Origin of the sequence: Allobranchiibius sp. CTAmp26 (assembly GCF_017565405.1) — a bacterium.
Taxonomy (GTDB): Bacteria; Actinomycetota; Actinomycetes; order Actinomycetales; family Dermatophilaceae; genus Allobranchiibius.
Map to the genome: position 1 here is coordinate 66,610 of NZ_JAGEKR010000024.1, position 17,742 is coordinate 84,351.

Annotated in this window: 16 protein-coding genes and 1 tRNA gene; 13 read left to right on the forward strand and 4 right to left on the reverse strand. The window is 68.4% G+C overall.

The features are described from left to right. Positions 1–382: 382 nt before the first annotated feature. A complete protein-coding gene (locus tag J4030_RS16535; protein ID WP_208050340.1) occupies positions 383–850 on the reverse strand; it encodes a putative quinol monooxygenase in 468 nt (155 codons plus the stop codon). Between the two features lie 480 nt (positions 851–1,330). Between J4030_RS16535 and J4030_RS16540 the strand changes: the two genes are divergently transcribed. Together J4030_RS16540 and J4030_RS16545 are read left to right on the forward strand one after the other, a co-directional pair. Next, positions 1,331–2,797, forward strand: coding sequence for a glycosyltransferase family 39 protein (locus J4030_RS16540; RefSeq protein ID WP_208050341.1), 1,467 nt, complete (start codon positions 1,331–1,333; stop codon positions 2,795–2,797). 133 nt (positions 2,798–2,930) lie between these two features. Beyond that, positions 2,931–4,370 (forward strand): sugar porter family MFS transporter, encoded by a 1,440-nt coding sequence (locus J4030_RS16545; RefSeq protein WP_208050342.1) that lies wholly within the window; start codon positions 2,931–2,933, stop codon positions 4,368–4,370. A gap of 166 nt (positions 4,371–4,536) precedes the next feature. On the opposite strand, the gene J4030_RS16550 is transcribed toward J4030_RS16545, so the two are convergent. Beyond that, on the reverse strand, positions 4,537–6,207 hold the full coding sequence (locus J4030_RS16550; RefSeq protein WP_208050343.1) for an APC family permease: 1,671 nt from the start codon (positions 6,205–6,207) through the stop codon (positions 4,537–4,539). A gap of 84 nt (positions 6,208–6,291) precedes the next feature. Next, positions 6,292–6,780, reverse strand: a complete 489-nt coding sequence (gene tadA / locus J4030_RS16555) for a tRNA adenosine(34) deaminase TadA (protein WP_307864748.1) — start codon at positions 6,778–6,780, stop codon at positions 6,292–6,294. Between the two features lie 17 nt (positions 6,781–6,797). On the opposite strand from tadA, the gene upp reads away from it, so the two are divergent. The 7 genes from upp (at position 6,798) to J4030_RS16590 (ending at position 12,229) form a co-directional block, all read left to right on the forward strand. Then, positions 6,798–7,436: a uracil phosphoribosyltransferase gene (gene upp / locus J4030_RS16560; RefSeq protein ID WP_208050344.1), complete on the forward strand. Its 639-nt coding sequence runs from the start codon at positions 6,798–6,800 to the stop codon at positions 7,434–7,436. Positions 7,437–7,561: 125 nt separating this feature from the next. Further along, complete coding sequence (locus tag J4030_RS16565) at positions 7,562–7,735, forward strand: hypothetical protein (protein ID WP_208050345.1); 174 nt, start codon at positions 7,562–7,564, stop codon at positions 7,733–7,735. A gap of 6 nt (positions 7,736–7,741) precedes the next feature. Further along, positions 7,742–8,542 carry a PH domain-containing protein gene (locus J4030_RS16570; protein WP_208050346.1) on the forward strand — a complete coding sequence of 267 codons (801 nt, stop codon included), beginning with the start codon at positions 7,742–7,744 and terminating at the stop codon, positions 8,540–8,542. A 60-nt stretch (positions 8,543–8,602) separates the two neighbouring features. Next, positions 8,603–9,175, forward strand: a complete 573-nt coding sequence (gene def / locus J4030_RS16575; RefSeq protein ID WP_208050347.1) for a peptide deformylase — start codon at positions 8,603–8,605, stop codon at positions 9,173–9,175. A 34-nt stretch (positions 9,176–9,209) separates the two neighbouring features. After that, positions 9,210–10,064, forward strand: coding sequence for an SMP-30/gluconolactonase/LRE family protein (locus tag J4030_RS16580; RefSeq protein WP_208050348.1), 855 nt, complete (start codon positions 9,210–9,212; stop codon positions 10,062–10,064). Between the two features lie 111 nt (positions 10,065–10,175). Continuing rightward, positions 10,176–10,248, forward strand: a tRNA-Arg gene (locus J4030_RS16585). 331 nt (positions 10,249–10,579) lie between these two features. Continuing rightward, positions 10,580–12,229 carry an MFS transporter gene (locus tag J4030_RS16590; RefSeq protein WP_208050349.1) on the forward strand — a complete coding sequence of 550 codons (1,650 nt, stop codon included), beginning with the start codon at positions 10,580–10,582 and terminating at the stop codon, positions 12,227–12,229. 33 nt (positions 12,230–12,262) lie between these two features. Here the strand turns inward: J4030_RS16590 and J4030_RS16595 are convergent, their stop codons facing one another. Next, the gene (locus tag J4030_RS16595; protein ID WP_208050350.1) at positions 12,263–13,162 is read right to left on the reverse strand and encodes an NADP-dependent oxidoreductase; all 900 of its coding nucleotides are present in this window, start codon (positions 13,160–13,162) and stop codon (positions 12,263–12,265) included. Between the two features lie 148 nt (positions 13,163–13,310). On the opposite strand from J4030_RS16595, the gene J4030_RS16600 reads away from it, so the two are divergent. From J4030_RS16600 to J4030_RS16615, 4 genes are all read left to right on the forward strand, one after another. After that, positions 13,311–13,520, forward strand: coding sequence for an RNA polymerase subunit sigma-70 (locus tag J4030_RS16600; protein WP_208050351.1), 210 nt, complete (start codon positions 13,311–13,313; stop codon positions 13,518–13,520). Between the two features lie 32 nt (positions 13,521–13,552). Continuing rightward, complete coding sequence (locus J4030_RS16605; RefSeq protein WP_208050352.1) at positions 13,553–14,392, forward strand: Clp protease N-terminal domain-containing protein; 840 nt, start codon at positions 13,553–13,555, stop codon at positions 14,390–14,392. 208 nt (positions 14,393–14,600) lie between these two features. Further along, complete coding sequence (locus tag J4030_RS16610) at positions 14,601–15,359, forward strand: beta-phosphoglucomutase family hydrolase (RefSeq protein ID WP_208050353.1); 759 nt, start codon at positions 14,601–14,603, stop codon at positions 15,357–15,359. Then, a complete protein-coding gene (locus J4030_RS16615) occupies positions 15,356–17,716 on the forward strand; it encodes a glycoside hydrolase family 65 protein (protein WP_208050354.1) in 2,361 nt (786 codons plus the stop codon). The genes J4030_RS16610 and J4030_RS16615 overlap by 4 nt, the downstream gene beginning before the upstream one ends. Positions 17,717–17,742 lie beyond the last annotated feature (26 nt).

Below are 17,742 nucleotides of genomic sequence, written 5' to 3' on the forward strand. Positions count from 1 at the left end.
CGCGCGTCACGAGCTCGAGGTCGGCCTGCGGTGGTTTGCAGGATGCAGCGAGCTCGCGCAGCACAACTTGGGTGGCGTCTCGCTGCCCATGGATCAACGCCAGGTCGGCGGCCCGAATCTTGGACGCGAGCGGCGCGAGCGCGGTTGTCTCCGGCAACCCAGGCGCGGAACTCGCCCAGCTCGCCGATGCGGTCACGATCGGTGGAAGAGGGCGTGCTGGCGAAGCTATCGCGAGTTGTTCCGCAGGATCACTCCTGGGGTTGACCATGTCGCAGGGGCGTACCTGCTTGCTCATGCTTCTGTGAATTACTGTCGCGAACTTCCCGTGAGACGGGAACGGACCACTGCCTATGCCATGACGGACCGGTGGGTCCGTGGACGCTCAGGCGAAAGTGCGCTTGCTCATGAGGATGTCGAGTTTTGCGACGTGGGCGGGCTGCACCAGATGATCATTCATGCGTTCGAGGTCACGAAAGATCTCGCCGCCGCCTCCGGCCACGTGGGCGTTCCTTCCGGCGATGTCCGGGAACGCCTCGAAGATCGCGAATACGGTGTCTGAATAGCGAACGCCGAACCACGGTCCGGTTGCTGGTTCCCGCTCTACGCACGACAGGATGTCGGCGAGCATCGACTCGACCTGCTCGATCCGATCCGGTTTCGCTTCGATGTGAATGTAGAACGCCTTGGGACCGTCGGCTCCATCGCTGCCGGTCATCAGCACGCCGCGATGCCGCCCTGTCGCGTCCCACCTGATGTGTTCGGTCGACAGGCGACCGGGCGCCGTCACCTTGAGGTCGACTGCGGCACGCTCCTCTTTCGCCAGGATGTCATCGTCATTGTTGTCGGCCATCGCCCTCATCTTTCTCCTTCATCGCCGGCGGCATTGTGCCTCGGCTCGTCTGAGCGTCGTCAGACTTCGTGAAGCTGAATCTTCGCAAGGTCCCCGTCCTGATCCGTCGCCTCATCGGCGCCGACGGAGGTCAGTGACCAACGCCTGGCCGAGTCGCGCTCCACACGGGCTCATGTGTTCCCGCGAACAGTTCGGCCGACGCGGGGCCGGACACGTGGTGGCACATCGCCTGTTCGGGTACCCCTGGGCACCGCCTCGACGCACACTGGACTCGACGGATCGCCGCCACCCATGTCTCAGCTCGAGAGGTTCGGATGTCGCGACTGGCCCTTCGATCGCCGGTGCATCAGTGAGCACACCGGCGACCTTCGGACGCATCTGAGCTCCCCCGTGTCCGTCGCCCAGGGTCGACCGGCTCGCCGAGACCACCTGAGCAGCTGGTCTGCCCGCGGCACCAGCGCTGCGCGGCCCTGGGGGCCCGTGGCGGCGGTTGCGGCCGCCCAACTCGCCGTCCTGGTGGCCTTCAGCGGAGGTTACGGCTACCACCGTGACGAGATGTACTTCATCGTGTCCGGCGCACACCCGGCGTGGGGTTACCCGGATCAGCCACCCCTCGTGCCCCTGCTGGCGTGGCTGATGAATTGGCTGGATCCCGCGTCGCTCGTGGTCCTGCGGCTGCCGTCGGCGCTCGCGTGCGCTGCCACCACGGTCGTGGCGTCGCTCATCGCCCGAGAAGTAGGCGCGGATCGGCGGTCCCAGCTCCTCGCCGCCGGCTGTACGGCCGTGTCGGGGTTCGCGCTCGCGGTCGGTCACATCGTCTCCACGACGACCTTCGATCTGCTCTGCACGACCGTCCTGCTCTGGTTGCTGCTGCGCGCCGCGCGCCATGACGGGAGCGCGGCCGCCCGCGCTCGCAACCGGGATCTTGTGCTGGCGGGCGTGACGGCCGGCGTTGGCTGTCAGTTCAAGCCACAGGTCGCCCTCGTGGCGGTGGTCGCCGTTATCGCCCTGACCGCGGTCGGCCCGCGCACGGCGCTGAGGTCGCGCGGGTTCGCAGGGGGTGTCCTGGCGGCCTGCGTCGTCGCCGGCCCCTACGTCCTCTGGCAGGCCTCGCACGGCTGGCCGCAGCTCACCGTGGCCGGCAACGTCGCGGGGTCCGCCGAGGGCGGACGCGTGGGATTCTTACCGTTCCAGCTGGTCATGGTCAGCCCCGTGCTGGTCCCTGTCTGGGTCGCCGGGCTCGTCGCGCCATGGCGGCGACCGGATCTGCGGACGGCCCGGTTCATCCCTGTCACCTACGCCGCGCTCGCCGTGGCCTATCTGATCGGCGACGGCAAGGCGTACTACCTGGCCAGTCTCTATCCCACGCTCCTCGGCCTCGGCGCGGCGTCGATCGTCGCGTGGATCCGCCGTGGCCGGTCATGGCTACGCCGGGGGTCGCTGGCCGTCGCCATCGCGGTGTCCGCCCTGATCGCGGCAGGCGTCGCACTGCCGGTCACGCCGCCGCGCTCACTCCAGGGCAGTGCGGCGATGGCGCTCAACCCCGACATCGGAGAGGAGGTGGGGTGGCCGAGGTTCACCACCGCCGTGGCGGCCGCATGGACGTCCATCCATCCAGCACGCCGAGCCCGCACCGCGCTCTTCACGGGCAACTACGGCGAGGCATCCGACGTCAACCTGTTCGGGAGCGCCCATGGGCTGCCACGGGCCTACAGCGGCCACAACGCCTACAGCGAGTGGGGGCCGCCACCGGACCGCGATACCTCTGTGCTCCTCCTCGGGTACGAACAGAGCCAGGCAGCACCGCTCTTCACCGACTGCACGATCCAGGCCCGGATCGACAACGGCGATCGTCTGGAGAACCAGGAACAGGGAATGCCCGTCCTGTTGTGCCGGGTGTCCATGCCCTGGTCCACCATCTGGCGGGACGTGCGCCACTACGACTGATCCCCACCGGCGTCGACGTACCGTCCCCTCATTCGGAGCCAGGCCCGCGGGCGCCGCGGTCGCAGCTCAACCCTTTTGCCTCGCAAGGCGATACGGTGCCCCTGAGTGTGTGACCGACGAGGGGAACCCAGACATGAGCCAGGCCGCCGCAGCACCACGCCAGGGTCACGGGAAGGTCATCGCCGCCAGCCTCGCGGCCGCCGTCGGCGCGTTCCTCTTCGGATTCGACTCCTCGGTCATCAACGGAGCGGTCGACGCCATCAACACCGGCTTCGGGTTGAGCGCGTTCGTCAAGGGTTTCACGGTCGCCATCGCGCTGCTCGGCTGCGCAGCGGGCGCCTGGTATGCCGGCCAGCTGGCCGACCGCCTCGGTCGCAAGAAGGTCATGCTGATCGGCGCCGTGCTCTTCCTCGCCAGTTCCATCGGCTCCGGCTTGGTGGGGAACATCTGGGAACTGATGTTCTGGCGGGTCGTCGGCGGGCTCGGGATCGGGCTGGCGTCGGTGATCTCGCCGGCGTACATCTCCGAGATCGCGCCCGCCCGGATGCGCGGCGGTCTGACCTCGATCAACCAGCTCGGCATCACCATCGGCATCTTCGCGGCACTGCTGTCCGACGACGTGGTGCAGAGCTCGGCCGGCGGCGCCTCGAAGGCAACCTGGTTCGGACTCACCGCGTGGCGCTGGATGTTCCTGGTGGGAGCCGTACCCGCGCTGGTGTACGGCGTCCTGTCCTTCCTGCTGCCGGAGTCGCCGCGCTACCTGGTGCGCGTGGGCGAGACCGAGCGTGCCCAGTCGGTGCTGGCCACCATGGGCGACGAGGCTCCCGACCACAAGATCAAAGCCATCAAGGAATCCCTGCACAGCGAGGATCGGACCAGCTTCGCCGACATCGCCGGCGACCGCTTCGGACTGAAGCCGTTGGTCTGGGTGGGCATCGTGCTGGCGGCGCTGCAGCAGCTGGTCGGGATCAACGCGATCTTCTACTACTCGACCACGCTGTGGCGGTCGGTCGGATTCTCCGCCAACGACTCGTTCAAGACCTCGGTCATCACCTCGGTGATCAACGTCGCCTTCACGTTCGTGGCCCTGTTGTTCGTGGACCGGTTCGGCCGCAGACTGCTGCTGCTGATCGGCTCCGCCGGGATGCTCGTCGGACTCGCTCTTGCCTCCGCGGCGTTCTTCAACGCCTCCGGCTCGGGCAAGAACATCACCCTGCCGCACACCTGGGGCATCGTCGCGCTCATCGGCGCCAACCTGTTCGTGATCTTCTTCGCCGCCACCTGGGGCCCGGTGATGTGGACGCTGCTGTCGGAGATGTTCCCCAACAGCCAACGCTCCTACGCCATCGCGATCTGCACCGCGGCGAACTGGATCTTCAACTTCATCGTCACGGTGTCGTTCCCGTGGCTGTCGGACCGGGTCGGCCTTGGTTTCGTGTACGGCGGATTTGCCGTCTTCGCGTTGATCTCCTACTTCTTCGTGCGCGCGATGATCCCCGAGACCTCCGGCACCGAACTGGAGGACATGACCGGTGGCACCCGACGCGAGAGTCAGGCGTCCACGCCCGCATGATCAGGTGACCGGCCCGCCCGGTTCGAGGTAGTGCAGGTCCCCGTCCGACGCGGGCGTTTTCTGTCCGTGGCCAGCGCTGCAGCCCTGGCCCAAACGCAGAACGCCCACCCCGCTAGACGTACGACGGGGTGGGCGGCTGCACGAGACGTGTCGCCTCGCCGGCCGGTCAGGCCAGCGTGTCCTCCTCGAGGGCGGCCTCGCGCCGAGAGTCGGCGATGTAGCGGTCGACCGATACGCGGGGCAGCCGGGTCGCGTAGGCCAGCGCCATGATCGCGGCGGAGAAGACGAACGTGACGATGAACGCGCTGCCGAACTGGATGACGTTGCGGCCGCCGTCGTAGTTGCCGAGGTAGGACATCAGCGCCAGGCCTCCCAGCCACGGGACGTACCAGAGACCGGACACCCAGTCCCACTCCGGCTGCTGGCCGCGCGCGGCGTTGACGGCGTACATCACGCCGAGCAGCACGATGCCGAGCACCACGGCCAAGAAGAGCTTCTCGTTGGTCTTCCAACCGGTCCAGTAGACGATCAGGTTGGCCGACCAGAAGGCGAGGAAGGCGAAGACGTGCGCACCGGGCAGCCGGAACGGACGCGGGTGATCGGGAAGTTGCTTGCGGAACGCCAGCAGTACCAACGGTCCCGAGCCGAACGACAACACGGTCGCCGAGGTGATGAAGCCTACGAGCTGCTGCCAGCTCGGGAAGGGCAGGAAGAGGATCAGACCGACGACGAACGCCAGCACCATGCTGACGAGCGGGACGCCGTTGGACGTCGTCTTCGCCAGCGCCTGAGGGGCGTTGCGGTTGCGGGCCATGGCGAAGGAGATGCGCGAGGTCACCGTCGTGTAGATCAGACCGGTGTCCGCGGGTGAGACCACCGCGTCGATGTAGAGCAGGGTGGCCAACCAGCCGAGCCCCAGCACGCTGGCGATCGCCGCAAGTGGACCGAAGTCGTCGGCGAAGGACACATTCCCCCAGCCGTGCGCGAGATCGGAGGGCGAGAGGGACCCCACGAACGCCACCTGCAGCAGCACGTAGATGACGGTGGTCAACAGGACCGACCCGATGACCGCGATGGGCACGTTGCGTTTGGGGTTGTCGGTCTCGCCCGCGAGTTCGATGCCCTGGCGGAATCCGAGGAAGGAGAAGACGATTCCCGAGGTCGCGATGGCCGTGAAGACACCGTGCCATCCCTGCGGCTTGAAGCCGTGGGAGGTGAAGTTGTGCGGCGTGAACTTGGTGATCAGGAAGGCTGCGATGACCACTGCGATGATGCCGAGCTTCCACCACACCAGGATGTTGTTGACGCGGGCGAACCAGCGCACGCCGAAGTAGTTGATGACCACGAAGACGGCCATCGCGATCACGGCCACACCCAGCCCGAGGCCGGTGAGCGTGTGCACGATGGCGCCGTCGACCGTGTGCTTCTCGGTGAACGGCGCGTACTTGGTCGCGTAGGTGAGGGCGCCCTCCACCTCGATCGGCGCGACGGCCATGCACGCCACCCAGGTGATCCACCCGGTCATGTAGCTGGCGAACGACCCGAAGCCGATGTGCGGGAACCGGACGACGCCACCGGAGAGGGGGAACATGGTGCCGAGCTCGGCGTAGCAGAGCCCGATGAGCAGGATCATCACCCCACCGAGACCCCAGGAGATGACCGCGGCGGGTCCGGCCTGCTGCGCGGCGTTCAGGGCTCCGAAGAGCCAGCCGGAGCCGATGATCGATCCGACACTGGCGAAGAGCAGACCGACGACGCCCACATGGCGCTGCAGGTTCGGATCACCCCGATCGTCGGCGTTCGGTGCTGCGTCGGCGAGTTTGCTGGGGGAGGCCACGGGCCACCTTCCGACCCGGTGGGGCCATATCGATAGGAGTTCTATGACTCCGGCACCGTACAGAGCGGGGCGGACCCTTCCCAATCAGGTGCGTCGGCGCCGGGCGCGGAAGAAGTCGGTCAGGAGGCCGGCGCACTCCTTCTCGCGGACGCCGCCGACGCAGGTCACGCGGTGCGGTGAGGGGTTGTCGCGGATGACGTCCCACGCGCTCCCGCAGGCACCGGCCTTCGCGTCGTACGCGCCGAAGATGATGCCCGACAGCCGGGACTGCATCACGGCCCCGGCGCACATCAGGCATGGCTCGAGCGTGACCACCAGCAGACAGTCGTCGAGCCGATAGTGGCCCAGCTGCGTTGCGGCAGAACGGATCGCGAGCATCTCGGCATGCGCGAGGGGGTCAGCCCCGCCGACCCGCAGGTTGAGCCCGGATCCGATCACCTCGCCGTGCGGATCGAGCACGACGGCGCCGACAGGCACGTCCTCCGTGCGCAGCGCCTCGCGGGCCCGGAGCAGCGCCAACCCCATCCACGCGTCGTACGGCGGCTCGGGAGCACCAGGGAAGCCGGCCGTCACGCCGTAGAGTCTGGGCCATGCGTGTCCAGGTCGCCAATCACCCGCTCATCGCGCACAAGCTGACGTATCTGCGCGACGAGCGCACCGACAGCCCGACGTTCCGGCGGCTCACCGAGGAGCTGGTGACGCTGCTCGCGTACGAGGCGACCCGCTCGGTGCGCGTGGAACCGTTCGCCATCAACACCCCGGTCTCCCCCACCACCGGCATCAAGCTGTCGACGCCCAAGCCGCTGGTCGTGCCGATCCTGCGTGCCGGGCTCGGGATGCTGGAGGGGATGGTGCGGCTGCTGCCGAGCGCCGAGGTCGGCTTCCTCGGGATGCAGCGCAACGAGGAGACCCTCGAGGCCATCACGTATGCGAACCGCCTCCCGGACGACCTGTCCGGCCGGCAGTGCTACGTCCTCGACCCGATGCTCGCGACCGGCGGCACTCTCGCGATGTCCATCCAGTACCTGGTCAACCGGGGCGCCGACGACATCACGGCGGTCACCCTGCTCTGCGCGCCCGAGGGCATCGAGGCGCTGGAGGATCAGCTCGAGGGGCTGCACGTGCCGGTCACGCTGGTCACCGGCGCGATCGACGAACGGCTCAACGAGAAGGGCTACATCGTGCCGGGCCTCGGCGACGCCGGGGACCGGCTGTACGGCGTGGTCTAGCCTCGGCCCCATCTCGCGACACTCCGGCGATCCCGGACGCTGTCGTCACATCTGTCACTCCTGGCACACTGACAGATGAATCGTGCCGCACGACCCGTCGGCACTCACACGCTTGCGGAGGAACGATGGCCACCGACAGGGTGAAGAAGATCGTCATTTGGGCGGTCTTTGCCTTCCTCCTCTATTCGATCTTCACCGACCCGCACCACTCCGCCGGCATCGTGCACAACATCTGGAGCATCCTGCGGTCCGGCGTGCAGCACGTGGGCGACTTCTACCACGACATCCTGCACTCCTGACCGCGCATGGACGGGGTTGCGTCGGGCGCCGAACGGGCGATGGGGCGCTATCTGCTCGACGGTGAACGCATGGTCGTGGCAGTCCACCAGCACTGGTGGCGGGTCGCGGGGGTCGTCGCCGGCACGGTGATCGGACTGGTGCTGGTCGTGGCGATCGCACTGATCACCCCCGCGAGCGCCGGCCTGGTCTCCGACCTCGCGTGGTGGGTGTGGCTGGCGCTGCTCGTCTACTGCCTGCTCCAGCTGCTCATGTGGCGCCACGACTGGTTCGTGGCCACCGACCGGCGCCTGCTGCTGACCTACGGCCTGGTGTCCCACAAGGTCGCGATGATGCCGTTGGCGAAGGTCACCGACATGTCCTTCAACCAGAGCGTCGCCGCGCGCTTCCTCGGCTACGGCACGTTCGTGATGGAGAGCGCCGGGCAGGACCAGGCGCTGCGGCAGATCGACTACATCCCCGACGCCGGCCTGCACTACCGCTCCATCTGCGCCGAGATCTTCGGCGAGGAGGAGTCCGACGGCGAGGACAGCAACGAGCCGCAGCACCAGCACCACCACCGGTCGGCAGAACCCGTCGATGCGACCGACCCGTACGGCATCCCGGTGCCGGTACACCGACCGCTGCGCGCCGATGCGCAGGAGCGGCCGCCCCGGGAGTACGGCGCCAACCGTCGCCGGGTGGTCCGCGCGGCGACCGTGCTGTCCGACGATCCCGAGGCGAGTTGGTCGGTCAGCCACGAGGACGCTCCCCCGCCGCAGCGCGTCCGCCCGCGCCACGACCCGCGCACGGACGACGACCGGCCGTGAAACACTCCTCGCTGCAACGATCCGTGCAGCGATGCAGCGACATGCAGGAGTGAACCAGGTATGGCGGTCCGGCCGATCACGATCATCGGGCACAAGGCGCTGCATCAGCCGACCCGGCGCGTCCGGGAGGTCACCGACGAGGTGCGCGAGCTGGTGGCCGACATGTTCGACACGCTGGAGGCCGCCGACGGCGCCGGGCTCGCCGCCAACCAGGTCGGGGTGCGCCTGCGGATCTTCGTCTACGAGTGCGCCGCGGCCGACGAGGTGGTCCAGCGCGGCGTCGTGATCAACCCGGTGCTGGAGAAGGGCACCGTGCCCCCCGGGGACCCGGATCCCGGTGAGCTCGAGGGGTGCCTGTCGGTGCCCGGCGAGCACTTCCCCACCGCGCGCTCGGAGTGGGCGCGGGTGACCGGCACAGACCTGGACGGCAACGAGGTCATCGTCGAGGCGCAGGGCGGCACGCTGGCACGCTGCCTGCAGCACGAGACCGACCACTTGGACGGCAAGCTCTACGTCGAGCGGCTGACGCCCACCTACCGCACGCAGGCGCGGGACGCGGTGAAGTCCCGCGGATGGGAGTCCGCACGGATCACCAAGTGGGATCCGCAGCAACAGGACGCCGACGACGTCTGAGCAGCGTTCGGGCGGTGCGGCATAGGGTGCGGGCATGCGCGCCGAGGAGATCTCCGAACCGCACGCCTTCCATGCCGAAGGGCCCTGCTGGGACGTCGACTGGGGTGGGCTGAAGTACGTCGACATGCTCGCGGGCGACGTCCTCTCGCCGCGCCCGGACGGTGGGGTCGACCGGGTGCACGTGGGCAAGGTCGCCGCTGCGTTGCGACCCCGCGGACCCGGCGGCGCCATCATCGCGACGGAGCGGGGCTTCGCCCTCGCGAGCGAACCGGATCTGTCCGACGTACAGCAGATGCAGCCGCTGTGGAGCGACCCGGGCATCCGCTTCAACGACGGCGGCTGCGACCCGATGGGCAACTTCTACTGCGGCACGATGGCGTACGACCAGACGCCCGGCGCCGCCTCGCTCTACCTCCTGACCTCCGACGGGCTCGCGTCCCAGGTGCTGACGGGTCTCACCGTCTCCAACGGCATCGGCTGGACCGGTCTGGGGGACAAGGGGTTTCACAACGACACCCCGACCAGGATCGTGTCCACCTTCGACTGGTCGCCCGACGGGATCACCGACCGCAGGCCGTTCGTGACGCTGCCGGACGATGTCGCCGGCGACCCGGACGGGTTGTGCGTGGACCAGGAGGGCGGGGTCTGGGTCGCGCTCTACGGCGGCTCCGCGGTGCACCGCTACTCCCCGGAGGGCAAGCTCGATCAGATCGTCGAGCTGCCGGTGACCAACGTCACGGCCTGCACCTTCGGCGGCGACGGGTTGCGCACGCTCTACATCACCACCACCCGGGAGAACGTGCCCGATGGCCAACAACCACTGGCCGGAGCGGTGTTCAGCTGCGAGCCGGGCATCGGCGGACTCCCCGCGCGGCCGTTCGCCGGCTGAGGCACCCGGCGTACGCCGCGCAGCGTCGTGACGGCCGCCGATTTCCGCTGCCGACAGCGAGCAGGTAACGTACCTTCCCGGTGAACGGGCCGTCACGACGTGCCCTCGCCAGCACCCGTAGCTCAACGGATAGAGCATCTGACTACGGATCAGAAGGTTGGGAGTTCGAATCTCTCCGGGTGCACGCTGTGTTGAGACAGTAGGACGGCCCCGATCGCGTGAGAACGCCGGTCGGGGCCGTTTCTTTTCGCGCGTGGGCCATCGGACCCACGGTCACTTTCCTGCACGCGGGCACCGCGACCTGGTCGGTCAGCGGCCCCGCGGCCACTTCCCTGCACCGCCGTATGGCGCCACGACCGAACCGTGACCTCGATGTGCTTGACACTGAAAGGTATTGAGCGGACTGTGAGGTGGCTCACACCTCGACAGATAGGGCTCCAATGGCCTCGTCCAGCGCAGCATCCCCCGCCGCACGCTCGGCACCTCGCACAGGCAACCCCCTCGTGCACCGCCAGTTGGCGAAGTATCCCGCCACCGGACAGCGGATCGCCTACCTCGCGATCACGGTGGCCGCGACGGTCGTCCTCTACTACGAGCTCTACATCCCGGGCGCCGTGGCGACGCAGATCATCACCAGCTTCAACATCAGCTTCAGTCAGTTCGTCTTCATCTCGGTCATCGGCAACCTCGTCGGCGCGTTCGGTTCTCTGGCCGCCGGTCTCGCCGACCGATGGGGGCGCGCCAACCTAGTGGTGGTCGGGCTCTTCCTCACGGGGCTGCTCGTCACTTTCGCGCTCCCCCACGCGCCCAACGGCACCGTGTACCTGCTGGAGTTCGCGGTGCTGTCCCTCGTCGAGGGCATGATTCTGGTCGCCACCCCGGCCCTGATCCGCGACTTCTCCCCGCAGCTCGGACGAGCCTCCGCCATGGGCTTCTGGACCCTCGGTCCGGTGCTCGGTTCGCTGATGGTCACCGAGGTCTCCAGCCACACGCTCGGCTCTCACCCGGACTGGCAGTTCCAGTTCTACGTGTGCGGGATCATCGGGCTGGTCGTGGCCGTGGTCGCGCTGCTCTTCCTGCGTGAACTGTCGCCCGGCCTGCGCGACCAGCTGATGGTCTCGATGCGCGACCGGCAGCTCATCGAGGCACGTGCCGCCGACGTCGACGAGACGCAGGTGCACCAGGGCCAATGGCGTCAGATGATGCGCCTGGACGTCGTCGGATCGGCGTTCGCGATCAGCATCTTCCTGATCTTCTACTACATCGCCGTCGGCTTCTTCGTCGTCTACTTCGCGACGATCTTCGGCTACACACCGGAGCGCGCGAACGCCCTCGCCAACTGGTACTGGCTGCCCAACGCCATCGCTCTGGTCGTGGCCGGACTCATCTCCGACAAGCTCGGTGTGCGCAAGCCGCTGATGATCGTCGGGTCGATCATCAGCGTCATCGCCTTGGTCGTCTTCGCGACGAAGGCCACCTCGTCGGGCACGTCGTACGAGACCTTCCGCACGCTGCTGATCATCATCAGTGCCTCGCAGGGCATGACCTACTGCGCGTGGATGGCCTCCTTCACCGAGACCGTCGAGAAGCACAACCCTGCGGCGACGGCGACCGGCCTCGCGGTCTGGGGATGGACGATCCGCATGGTGATCTGCCTGACGCTGATCGGCTTCGGCGCGGCGCTGCCCGCCACCTCGGTCCTCGTGGACAAGGGCGCCAAGGTGCAGGAACTGGCCGCGGAGTACAAGACGCAGCTGGCCACCGTGCAGGGCATCACCCCGGCGAACCTGGCCGCGTTGGAGAAGAATCCGACGTCGGCGAGCGCCGGTGCGGCCGCCGTGGGCGACCTGGTGAAGTCCGGGGCCGCGAAGACCCCGGCGGACGCCGTGACCCAGCTGAAGTATCTGGGGACGCACCCGATCAAGGCCGCCGACTCGGCCTACCTCACCAAGAACGCCGCGAAGGTGCAGAAGGCCGCGAAGGACAGTCCCGGGCAGTGGAAGCGCTGGTGGCTCATCTGCGCACTGGCGGATCTGCTCTTCATCCCGTTCGTCTTCCTCATGGTCGGACGGTGGAGCCCGCGCAAGGCGCGCGAGGACGCCGCCCGACACGAGGAGTTCGTGCAGGCCGAGATGGCCAAGCTCGAAGGGGCACACACCACCTAAGGGCCCCGCGAGCGTGAAGAGGCCGGTTCGTCGTCACACCGTGATGACGGACCGGCCTTTCGCATGCCCGGCCTGGCTGGCCTTCTGCGCGTCGGCGGCGCGCTCCAGAGTGAACGTCCGCTCCACGGGCAGGCTGAACTTGCCCGCCTCGGACAGCCGCGCCGCCTCGGCGTACGCCTCCTCCTGGGCAGAGCCGGACGTGGAGACCTTCGCGCCCTTCTCACCCGCGCCGAAGTCGGCGATCGAGAGCACCTTCTGGGGGTCGCCGGTGAGCTCGATCAGCTCGTCGATGACTCCGGAGCCGGCGATGTCGAGAGCCGCATCCACACCGTCCGGCGCGAGGGCACGCACCCGCTCGACCAGTCCGTCGCCGTACGTCGTCGCCGTGGCACCGAGCCCGCGCAGGTAGTCCTGGTTCTGCTCCCCGGCGGTGGCGATGACGGTGATGCCCCGGTCGACCGCGAACTGCACGACCGACGAGCCGACGCCGCCGGACGCGCCGCTGACCAGCAGCGTCTGACCCCGCTGCACGCCGACCTCCCGCAGCACCCGGAGCGCGGTCTCGACGGGGACCGGATAGCCCGCGGCCTCCTCGAAGGACAGAGACGGCGGCTTGGCCGCCCAGTGATCGAGGACGACACGCTCGGCGTACGCGCTCGAACCGGAGCCGAACACGGCATCGCCGACCGCCACTCCCTCGACGCCGTCGCCCACCTCGTCGACCACGCCGGCGGCGTCCGCCCCGGATCCGGCCGGGAGCTGCAGCGGCATCATGTCCTTCATGTAGCCCTCCCGCACTTTCCAGTCCATGGCGTTCACGCCGGCTGCGCGTGTGGCGATGCGCACCTGTCCCCGGCCCGCATGGGGTTCGTCCACGTCACTGACCGTGAGCACCTCGGGACCGCCGTACTCGGAGAACTGAACTGCCTTCATCGCATCGCTCCTCGTGTCGTGGCGCGCCGCCCGTCGAACGCGGCGCACTCACGGGATACAACCTCCAACCGACCACCGTCAATCCCCGGCCCCAACCCTTCGTCAATAATTGTTGACAAAGTGCTGGGGCGTCATGTTTAGTTGACACATGGACACGCCTCAAGACCCGGCCACCGCCGCTGCGAGCACCAATCCGGCGCAGGGCCTGGCCGCGATCCGCGCACTGCGCACGCTGGCCGACCGGCTGGAGGAGGTGCAGGTGCGCAACGCGCGGGACCAGGGCTGGAGTTGGCAGGCCATCGCCGACGTCCTGCACGTCAGCCGCCAGGCCGTCCATCAGAAGCACGCTCGGGACTGAGCGGCTTTCACCGGACTTCCAAGGAGCACAACATGTTTCACCTACACGAATCAGAAATAGGCGTCGCGATGATGCAGGCGCACGGCTTGGCCGCGGAGCTCGGGCATTCCGAGGTCGGCCCCGACCACATCCTGCTCGGGTTCACGACCAATCTGCGCGGCAGCATGCAGCCGTTGCTCGCCGAGCACGGCCTCACCTATGCCGCAGCGCGGGACATCGTCGTCGCCCAGCGCCGCGACGACGCAAGTAATCCTGACAACGAGAGTGACGACGGCCCGCAGACCGCGAATCTGGACGACGACCGCGACGCGCTCGCCTCCATCGGCATCGATCTGGACAAGGTCACCGAGGCGGTGGGAGAGGCGTTCGGTGAGGACATCACCCGCGCCTGGGGCCGACGTCGCGAACGCGCCGAGCGCGACTCGCGGCGACACCGTCGCGACGAGGACGATGGCCGGCGCGGGCCGGGCCCGGGTATGCCGCCGCCACCGCCCGCACCCGGATTCGCCGGGTTCGGCGGCTTCGGCCCGTTCCCGGACTTCGAGGACTTCCCCTTCGGAGGCCCCCGCGGCCGCGGCCGGCGGGGACCGCAGAGTCGCCGGTTCGGCCGGAAGCCTCGGTTGGCCGAGGCCACCGTGCGCATCTTCCACGACCTGCGGGCACAGGCTCAGGATGTCCGCGCGGCCGCACAGGACGACGACCGGCGTACCGGCCGCGCCCAGTTCCACGCGATGTTCCGACCCGAGCGCATCGTGCTCGCCATCCTGGGTTCGCAGGATCCGGCGACACGGGCGATGGTCTCCGCCATGACGGACATGGACCGTCTGCACGCCCAGCTGCACGAGCGACTGGCGGCCGAGCCCGCCGCCTGAGCCCGCATGACAGGTCGGTCCGCCGTCACGAAGGTGACGACGGGCCGACCTCTCGCATCTGCGTTGCGGCCACTCCGGGGCCTTCCCGCGGGAGCCCTCGCAGCGCGGGTAGTCCCATTCTGGGGACTGCTGCGGGTCGCCCACGGCGGGAGGCTTCGCCGCAGTAATCTGCGACGGGATCTGCCGACCCCGCGAGCGGAGGACCACCATGCTGGGTTTGCCAGAGAAGATCACCACCTGCCTCTTCGATCTGGACGGCGTCCTCACCGACACGGCGAGCGTGCACCGCACCGCGTGGAAGGAGACCTTCGACGCGCTGCTGAAGGCGCGCGACGGTGACGGCTACCGGCCGTTCGACATCGCCGGCGACTACAACGACTACGTCGACGGCAAGCCGCGCGAGGACGGCGTGCGCGACTTCCTGAAGTCCCGCGACATCCACCTGCCCGACGGCAGCCCTGACGACCCGCCCGACGCGAACACCGTCTACGGCGTCGGCAACCGCAAGAACGACCTCGTGCAGGTCGCCATCAAACGCGACGGAGTGAAGGTCTACGAAGGGTCGCGGCGCTATCTGCAGCGGGCGCAGGCGGCCGGCCTGCACCGGTACGTGGTCTCCTCCTCGGCCAACACCGAGATGGTGCTCGACGTGACCGGGCTCGCTCAGTACGTCGAGGGGCGTGTCGACGGCAAGACGCTTGTGCAGCAACACATCAAGGGCAAGCCTGCTCCCGATTCCTTCCTCGCCGGAGCGAAGCTCGCAGGTGCGCAGCCGGACAACTGCGTGGTCTTCGAGGACGCGACCTCCGGCGTCGCCGCCGGCAAGGCCGGACACTTCGGGTACGTCGTGGGCGTGGATCGGGTCGACCACGCCCAGGCACTGCGCGAACACGGCGCGAGCGTGGTGGTCAAGGACCTGTCCGAGCTCCTGGAATCCGAACCGACCGATGGAGATGCACACGAGTGAGCACCGATTACGAGGGCTTCGTCGTCGAACCCTGGCGGATCCGTGAGATCGGACTCGCACCCGACAACTTCGCGCAGGCCGAGTCGATCTTCGCGCTCGCCAACGGCCACATCGGCGTCCGCGGAAACCTTGACGAGGGTGACCCCGCGGGCCTGCCCGGCACCTACCTGAACTCCTTCTACGAGACCCGTCCCCTCCCGTACGCCGAGGCCGGCTACGGCTACCCCGAGTCCGGCCAGACCGTCGTCAACGTGACCAACGGCAAGTTGATCCGGCTCCTCGTGGATGACGAGCCGTTCGACATGCGCTACGGGACGATCCGCCATCACGAGCGCGTCCTCGACCTGCGCACGGGCGTCCTCACCCGCGACGTCCTCTGGGAGTCACCGGCCCGACGCATCATCCGGGTCCGCTCCAAGCGACTGGTCTCCTTCACCCAGCGCTCCATCCTGGGCATCTGGTACCAGGTCGAGGCGGTCGACAAACCGTTGCGCGTGGTCATCCAGTCCGAGATGGTCGCCAACGAGGAACTCCCGGTGACCTCGGCCGACCCCCGCGTGGCAGCCGCGCTGGAGCACCCGCTGGTCTCCGAGCAGCACCTCGCCGGGGTGACCCGCGCGCAGCTGATCCACAGCACGAGACGCAGCGGGCTGCGGATGGCGGCCGCCTGCGATCACGAACTGCACGGCGACCACGACTACGAGCCCAACACCTTCATCCAGCCGGACTGGTCCCGTATGACGATCGGCGCGCACCTCGACCCGGGCGAGACCCTCGGACTGACCAAGTTCGTCGCCTACGGCTGGTCCTCCCAGCGCACCCTGCCGGCACTGCGCGACCAGGTCGACGGTGCCCTCTCGGCGGTCGTCAACACCGGATGGGACGACCTGGTCAAGGAGCAGGAGGGCTACGTCCAGGAGTTCTGGGACGGCGCCGACGTGCAGGTCGACGGCGACGAGACCGTCCAGCAGGCCGTGCGCTTCGGGCTCTGGCACGTGCTGCAGGCCGGCGCCCGGGCGGAGGGTCGCGCGATCCTCGCCAAGGGCCTCACCGGCCCGGGTTACGACGGTCACGCGTTCTGGGACACCGAGCAGTTCGTGCTGCCGGTGCTGACCGCCACCGCTCCCCTCGCGGCCCGCGACGCGCTCACCTGGCGCCAGTCGATCATCGACCTCGCATCGGAGCGGGCGACGACCTTGAAGCTGCACGGCGCGGCGTTCCCCTGGCGCACGATCCGCGGTCAGGAGTGCTCGGCGTACTGGCCGGCGGGGACGGCCGCGTTCCACATCAACGCCGACATCTCCGTGGCCGCCGCGCGCTACGTCTTCTGGACCCAGGACGAGGAGTTCGACCGCGATGTGGCGTTGCAGCTGCTCGTGGAGACGGCCCGGCTCTGGTCCGACCTCGGCTACCACGGCGACGACGGCAAGTTCCACATCGACGGCGTCACCGGACCGGACGAGTACTCCGCCATCGTCGGCGACAACACCTACACCAACCTGATGGCGGCACTGAACTTCCGGTACGCCGCCGACACCGCCGAGCGCTGGCCGCAGGAGGCTCTGGCGCTCGGGGTGATGAAGGGCGAGATCGCCGTCTGGCGCGCCGCGGACGACGCGATGGCGATGCCGTACGACGAAGAACGCGGTGTGCACCAACAGGATCGGGGTAGCACCGAGCGCGAGGTCTGGGACTTCAAGGGCACCGCGAAGGACAACGAGTACCCGCTGTTGCTCAACTACCCCTACTTCGACATCTACCGCAAGCAGGTCGTCAAGCAGGCCGACCTGATGCTGGCGATGCACTGGTGCGGTGACAAGTTCTCACTGGAGGACAAGGCCAAGGCCTTCGCCTACTACGAGGCGATCACCGTGCGCGACTCCTCCCTGTCGGCGTGCACCCAGGCCGTGATCGCGGCCGAGGTGGGCCACCGGGAGCTGGCGCACGACTACCTGACCGAGGCCGCCCTGATGGACCTGCGCGACCTGGAACACAACACGGGCGACGGCGTGCACGTCGCATCGCTGGCGGGTGCGTGGCTGGCGCTGGTGTGCGGCTTCGGGGGGATGCGCGACCACGGCGGCAAGCTGTCGTTCCGGCCCGCCCTGCCGAAACGGTTGTCCCGCCTGGCCTTCGCGATCAGGTGGCGCGGGTGCAAGGTGCGCGTGACGGTGCACCCCGACCACGCGGTGTACGAGCTCGAGGACGGCGTGCACGGTTACGCCGAACTCGCCCACTACGGCGAGATGTTCAAGCTCACCACCGACGAGCCGGTTACCAGGCCGATCACCCCCGTGCAGCCGATGACCCCCCGCCCGACACAGCCCGCCGGTCGGGAGCCCATCACCAGCGAGTGAGAAGGCGGGCGGCGACCTGCGCCGCC